Here is a 6,648-nt window from a genome sequence, read left to right as displayed (position 1 = left end):
GCCGCAAGCATCGCCGAGGCCTACGACATTCCGTTTGCGACGCTGCATTACTTTCCGATACGGCCCAACGGCCAGCTCGTTCCGCTGCTGCCGCCTCCCCTGGCGCGCGCGTCGATGACCGCGTTCGATTGGTTCGGCTGGCGCCTCAACAAGAAGGTGGAGGACGCGCAGCGTCGGGAACTGGGGCTGCCGAAGATCCGGGGCGCATCGGCGCGGCGCATCGCCGAGAGTGGATCACTGGAAATCCAGGCCTACGACGAGGCGTGTTTCCCCGGGCTAGCGACGGAGTGGGCGAAATGGGATGGCCAACGACCCTTTGTTGGCGCGCTGACCATGGCGGCGACGACTGAGGCGGACGATGACGTCGCATCCTGGATCGCCGCCGGAACGCCGCCGATCTGTTTCGGCTTCGGCAGCATGCCGGTGGAATCACCGGCCGACGCCATCGAGATGATCAGCGCCGCCTGCGCCGAGCTGGGCGAGCGCGCATTGATTTGTGCGGGTTGGAGCGACTTCAGCGACGTCGCCCACGGCGACCACGTCAAGGTGGTGGGCGCGGTCAACTATGCGGCCGTCTTCCCCGCCTGCCGGGCCGTCGTGCACCACGGCGGTTCGGGCACCACGGCCGCGAGCATGCGCGCCGGGGTTCCGTCGATGATCCTGTGGACGGCCGGTGATCAACCGCATTGGGGTGCCCAGCTCAAGCGGCTGAAAGTCGGTACCACTCGGCGCTTTTCGACCACAACCACCGAAACCTTGGTCACCGACTTGCGTCAGATCCTCGAACCCGACTACGCAGTGCGAGCCCGTGACCTCGCCGCCCGGATGACAGACCCGGCTGAAAGCGTTGCGAAAGCTGTTGATGTGCTCGAAAAGTTCGCCAGCGCAAGGCGTTTAGTCTGAAGATCGCCCGGATGGCCCGGCGCCGGTCAACGGCCCGCGCGCGGGAAGCGGTCATCCGCCGGGCGCGTCTCTCCCGTCGTCCGACCTGACCTCGACCTGGGCGGGTGGATCGGTCGCGGCAGGGGTGCTCGGCCGCTTGAAGCGGGATTTGAGCGATAGCGCCCGCTTTTCCACCAGGAACCAACTCAGCGCCGCCACCGGAAGGGTGGCCGCCATCGCGACAACGAAAAACACGACCGGATGCAACCACGTGAGGCCGCACACCGCCAGCAGCTGCTGCATCGGGAACGCATAGATGTACATGCCATAGGACAGATCAGTGCGTAGTTGCAGCCGCTTGTTCTTAAGCAGCGCCCCGGAGACGACGACGGCGTACGCCAGCGGAAGGCCGGCCACCACTCGATAATCCGGCAGCTGGCTGGACGCGAGGACTATGGCGACGCAGACGGCGACGAGCGACCAGCGAGCGGGGATCACATCGCGCCATTGGTACAGGAGCGCCCCGGAGGCGAACATGATGGCGGAGCGGCAGAGGAGCTGCGGGATGGTCCATACTCCCGGAAAGGTCAGGGGTGGTAGCAACATCGCCCCGATCACCGCGAGTACGAGCATCGCGGGGGAAACCCACCTGCGATTGGCGAGGCCGACGACGCCGATAACTGCAACCGCCAAGTAGCACATCACTTCCCAGATGAGGGACCACAGCGAGGCGTTCCAATTCGCTCCGCCCGGCGTTCCGTGCGGTGTCGGGCCGACATTCGGGTGCAGGTAGGCCAATGCGGCGTTTTGCACGACGTAATCGATCGGATCGCGCGAGGCCAGCAGCTTTCCCGCCGCACCGCCCTGGATCGCCAGGCTCAGTGGTGCGAACAGGTATGCGGTGACGATCAGGCAGACGTAGAAACCGGGGAGGATTCGCAGAGCTCGAGCCAGCAGGTAGTCACGAAGTTGCGGGTCGTTCAGCCAGCTTCGGGAGATGAGAAATCCCGAGATCGCAAAAAACCCGTCGACACCTATCGCGAACATAAGCTTGGTGGCAGCGGCGGGAGGCATATGACCCGTGATCGGCCATGAGTGGAACAGCATCACTTCGGTTGCCAGGGCTAGCCGGAACGCGTTCAGCGCATTATTTCGCGGGCTGAACACTTCCCCCAGCTTCATGTGACTCCGTCCATCGTCCCCCGGTGCGCGTTGTCGGCGCCATCGTATATCGCGACGGTGTTGATCACTGTTGCTTTGAGCGCTCTTGGCGAGTCGGTCGGGGCGGGCAAGCGACGCGGCGGCGGCCGTGCTCACTGAACTGGCTTGCAGAGGCCTGACTGGGGTGACGGCCCGCAACGAGGCGTTGGCCAGCGCCATTTAACGCTCCGGGGCAAGAACCAGGGTGCTAGCATCCGGGTCGTGTCTGAAGAAGGTGCACGGCTGCGGATCGGTGTCCTCGGCGCAGCCCGCATCGCTCCGCTCGCGCTTATCAACCCGGCACGGGAAAGCGCCGAGGTGGTGGTCGCGGCGGTGGCAGCTCGCGAGGTATCTCGTGCCCAAGCCTTCGCCGCCGAACACGGCATTTCCCGAGTGCACGACAGCTATGAAGCGCTGGTCGCCGACCCGGATTTGGACGCCGTCTACAACCCACTCCCAAATGGCTTGCACGGCAGGTGGACCCGAGCTGCGATTGCCGCGAGCAAGCATGTGCTGTGCGAGAAACCGTTCAGCGCCAACGCCGCTGAGGCACGCGAAGTCGCCGGACTGGCCGCTCAATCAGACCGAGTCGTGATGGAGGCTTTTCACTATCGCTACCATCCTTTGACGCTGCGCGTTGAGGAGATCATCGCTTCCGGGGAACTGGGACAGCTGAAGCGGGTGGAGGCGGCCATCTGCTTCCCGTTGCCGAAGTTTTCCGATATCCGCTACAACTACTCCCTTGCCGGTGGCGCGACGATGGACGCCGGATGCTATGCGGTCGACATCATCCGCACGTTCGGTGGTGCGACGCCGGAAGTTGTTTCGGCACAGGCGAAACTGCGCGACCCCCAGGTCGACCGCGCCATGACCGCCCGGCTTCGCTTTCCAAACGGGATCGAGGGGCGAATCCGTTGCTCGATGTGGTCGTGGGATCTGTTTCAGTTGAGCGCCAAGGTCGTTGGCGATCGCGGGGAAGTGCGCGTGCTCAATCCCGTAATGCCGCAAGCTTTCCATCGGCTCTCGGTCAAATCGGCGGATGGCAAACGAGTGGAACGCTTCTCGCGCCGTCCCTCATATGCTTATCAACTCGACGCGTTTGCCGCGGCGGCGCTGCGCGGGGAGCCCATCAAGACGACACCGGAAGGCGCGGTCGAGAACATGAGCGTCATCGACGCCATCTATCGCGCTGCCGGCCTCCCGCTCCGCGAGCCCGCCTGAGCTCAACCGCTTATTTGGGTTGAACCGGGCAAGAAACACCTCTGCACTCAGCCGGCGAAGTGCGCCTGATTCAGGTGTTCGGCCACCCGCAGGGCGTTGGCGGCGATGGTCAAGCTGGGATTCAGACCGGCGCTGCTGGGGAAAAACGAGCTATCGACCACGTATAGGTTTTCGACCTCGTGCGCCCGGTTGTACGGATCCAGCACGCTCGTCTCGGGATCGGCACCGAAGCGACATGTGCCGCAAACGTGGGCTACGGCTTTGTTGTCCTCGGCGCCTCGCAACGTGATCTTGCGGAAGGGTTCCAACACGCCTTTCAACTGTTCCAAAAAGATGGCGCGGCGCTCGAGTTCGTTCTCGTGAAGGCGGTACTGGAGTTTCAGTCGCTGCCGCCCGTCGGCGGTCGGTCCGTCGTGGGGCATAACACGGTTGTCCAGATATGGGAGGTCCTCCATGATGGTTGCCAGGACCAGCCCGCCATTGAAAAACCGTTCGTAGACTTGACGCACTGCCGGTTTCATGAGCCGAAGTGCCGCCGGCCGCCATCCAGGAACATTGGTCAAAACCTCCATGGGCGCCATGGAACCGAAAGATTGCACGGTGCCGTACTTTTGCCCCTCCCACAAGTAGAAGTCGTTCAGCCCGATTTCCTTGTTCGCGGCTGTGGTCCTGGAACCGCGCTGCGGCCAGATCTCGACCAAGTCAACAAGGTGACGCATCAGGTTGCGGCCCACCCAATCCGAGCCGTTGGCCAGGCCGCGCGGCCAATCGGCAGAACGGGAATTGAGTAACAGCACCGGGGTGACCAGCGCACCGGCGGCGAGCACCACCAGTCTGGCCTTCAGGGACACCGTGCCGGAGCGATGCTCGCAGATCACTCGCCGGACTTGCTTGCGGTCCGCGTCGAGACGCAAGACCCGACATTCCGGTAGGAGCTTCGCTCCGTGCTCGGCGACGGCCGGCAAGACGCAATTGCGTGCGCTGTCGTTCTTGCATGACTGGTTACACAGATAGCTTTGACACGTCGCGCAATCGGAGGTGTAGTCACAGGCCATCGGCAGGTGATACGGGTGCAGGCCACGGCTCGTCAGGTAGTCGACAAGCGGCTGGTTGTCCGCCGAAAATGGCGGCGCGGCAGGCAGATCAGGGTCGGCGGCACCCGGCCGCAGGGGATCGGGCTGGCCCCGAACACCGAACAACCGCTCGGCCGCCGAGTACCACGGACGCATCTCGTCGTACGTGATCGGCCAGGCCTCGGGCACGGTCGAATCGCCAGGGTTTCGGAAGTGCTGCCGAGGGGTGAAGTCCTGAGCGAAAAACCGCTCACACACCATGCCGTACAGGGCCGACGAGCCGCCCGTGCCGGCGCCCAGGAAGGGGACGAATCGTTGTGGGGAGCGCCCGCTGATGTCCTCGATCTCGTCGGTTGAACGCCCGGATCTGGTCAACACGTCGAAGTAGGTTTCCGCGGAGCGGCACTCCTGCGGATGGGACACTTCGGGCATCGATGAGCGGACCGTCCCGGATGCCCCCGGAAGGGTCGAGCGCCCCTTCTCGACGAATAGCACCTTCCGACCCGCACGGGCGAGCGAGTAGCCCAGGGTACCGCCGCCCATGCCGGTCCCAACGATGATCGCGTCCCACTCGACGCGTTCCGCCTCGCGCGCGTCTAGCTCGCCGTCGGCCAAAATCGAGTCCTCAGTGCGTAATTGCCCAAATTTTGCCCCCGTGTGGGCGAGTCACGACAGTATCATCCCTGTGGCGGACAGAGGGCCGTTTGCCCCTTCGGGCCGCGACGCACGCCCACCGTGCGAGCGGGATGAGGGCGAGCCGCGCCGGCGACCCGTCGATGGCCCAATGTCATTCGAACGCAAGCACATCCGATGCTTGTGGTTGCACGAGGCGCGCCTCACCTAGCCAACTGAGTGCTGATGCGTTTGCTCCGGCTGGTGGGAATTAGTTGCCGGTTGCGTGACCGCCACAGCGGCGGCGGGGTGGTTGGTCCAGTCTGCGAGGCTATCGTCGAACGCCGCTTTCTTCTGCAGAATGATCTGATACTGGGCGTGCAGAACTTTGTATTCTCCGGCGTGGTATTTCAGGAATTGGTGGACCGCCCACGCGGTGTTTGCCCGTGGCCGCGGGTAGGCCGGCCACATAACATCGTCGAAAATCATCATTCCGCCCTGCTTCAACAGGCGCCACGAGTGGAGTGAATCGACTATCGCGTCATCGGCGAAGTGTGATCCGTCGACATAGATCAGATCGAATTCCTGCTTTTCATCGATGAGCTGCGGCAAAACGGACAGTGATGAGCCCTTCCGCTTTATTACCCGACCGGCGGCCGAGGACACGTTGTGGTCGAAGCGTGCCTCGAGGTCTCGCAAGTCCGACGTGGCGTGGTAGTGCCATTCGTCGCTGCCCGCCCAGGTATCCACGGCGGTCATGTGCCCTTGCGTGAAGTACGTCAGGAAAAAGAGCGTCGAGCGCCCCTCCCAGGATCCGATTTCAAGAATGCGTATCGGGTCGGCACGCTTGAAGACTTTCGGGAAGGTGACCGACCACGGCACGATGTTCATGTCGAACCATCGCTCTTGGAATTGGCCCTTCGCCGCCTGCTCTTCGAACGCCGCGCGAACTTCGGCCAGGTGTTTCGCCGTGCCCGATAGAACGCCTAGCTTCACCAGGCGGTAGTGAATGGCGTCCGTGAGGTAGTGCCAGACCACACCCGGACGCTTGCCCCCGATCCACCAGAAAAATAGAAACGTGAGGGTTCGGGCGGTCCAACGAAACTTCGGTTCGGTCGTCTGGCTGGTCATGTTTCCCTTGGTCTTGTTGCTTTAAAGGCCGATGCAGTCTTGTTTCAGGGCTCGAAACGAGCCGCTGACCCCCCGGAAGGTTCGGCGAGCTCGTAGAGCGCGGTCGTTGGATACTAACAGCAGCCGCTCAGGGGGCGGGGCGGTTTGGCCCGGCCCACCAGCCCCCGCCGGCGCTGGCGCCGCCCCGCGCACCTGGCATTCAAAACACTGGTCACGCGCACCGCCATCAAGCTGACTGCCTTGCCCGGGCGAAGCTTTCCACCAGGTCGGCGGCCTTCTGGACGCTTTCGGCGGGTGTTGTCATCCGGGTGGCCAGCTCGCGGGCTCGGGCGGCATATTCCGGGTCGAGTATTCGCCGCAGGTCCTTGACCAAGGATTGGCGGGTGGTCTTCGAGAAGCGGCGGGTAGTGCCGACCCCCAATCGTTTCACCCGGGCGCCCCACAGCGTCTGATTCACATCCATCGAAAGGATCAGGGTGGGAACCCCGGCGCGCATGCTCGCGGCCGTGGTGCCCGAACCGCCGTGGTG

The 6,648-nt window shown here is 63.6% G+C and carries 6 protein-coding genes; 2 read left to right on the top strand and 4 right to left on the bottom strand.

Translation table 11 applies throughout. From position 1 onward, the window contains the following. Window positions 1-903 (top strand): glycosyltransferase (locus tag A9X05_RS21745; RefSeq protein WP_067784010.1); only part of this gene is annotated, 903 nt, incomplete at its 5' end. 51 nt (window positions 904-954) lie between these two features. Here the strand turns inward: A9X05_RS21745 and A9X05_RS21740 are convergent. Then, entirely contained in the window at window positions 955-2,064 is a 1,110-nt protein-coding gene (locus tag A9X05_RS21740) for an acyltransferase (RefSeq protein ID WP_067753969.1), read from the bottom strand. A 240-nt stretch (window positions 2,065-2,304) separates the two neighbouring features. Here A9X05_RS21740 and A9X05_RS21735 point away from each other — a divergent pair, with 240 nt between their 5' ends. Next, entirely contained in the window at window positions 2,305-3,303 is a 999-nt protein-coding gene (locus A9X05_RS21735) for a Gfo/Idh/MocA family protein (protein WP_067784008.1), read from the top strand. Window positions 3,304-3,350: 47 nt separating this feature from the next. On the opposite strand, the gene A9X05_RS21730 is transcribed toward A9X05_RS21735, so the two are convergent. The 3 genes from A9X05_RS21730 to A9X05_RS31780 all read right to left on the bottom strand — a co-directional run. After that, window positions 3,351-4,991: a GMC oxidoreductase gene (locus A9X05_RS21730; RefSeq protein ID WP_067784006.1), complete on the bottom strand. Its 1,641-nt coding sequence runs from the start codon at window positions 4,989-4,991 to the stop codon at window positions 3,351-3,353. Between the two features lie 225 nt (window positions 4,992-5,216). After that, window positions 5,217-6,119, bottom strand: coding sequence for a class I SAM-dependent methyltransferase (locus A9X05_RS21725; protein ID WP_067784005.1), 903 nt, complete (start codon window positions 6,117-6,119; stop codon window positions 5,217-5,219). A gap of 226 nt (window positions 6,120-6,345) precedes the next feature. Continuing rightward, window positions 6,346-6,648 (bottom strand): glycosyltransferase (locus A9X05_RS31780; RefSeq protein WP_368664940.1); only part of this gene is annotated, 303 nt, incomplete at its 5' end.

The sequence above is a fragment of the Mycobacterium sp. E3298 genome, assembly GCF_001666895.1.
In the GTDB taxonomy this organism is placed as follows: domain Bacteria; phylum Actinomycetota; class Actinomycetes; order Mycobacteriales; family Mycobacteriaceae; genus Mycobacterium.
Note: the sequence above shows the minus strand (reverse complement) of the source record. Positions and strands in the feature narration are given on the sequence as shown.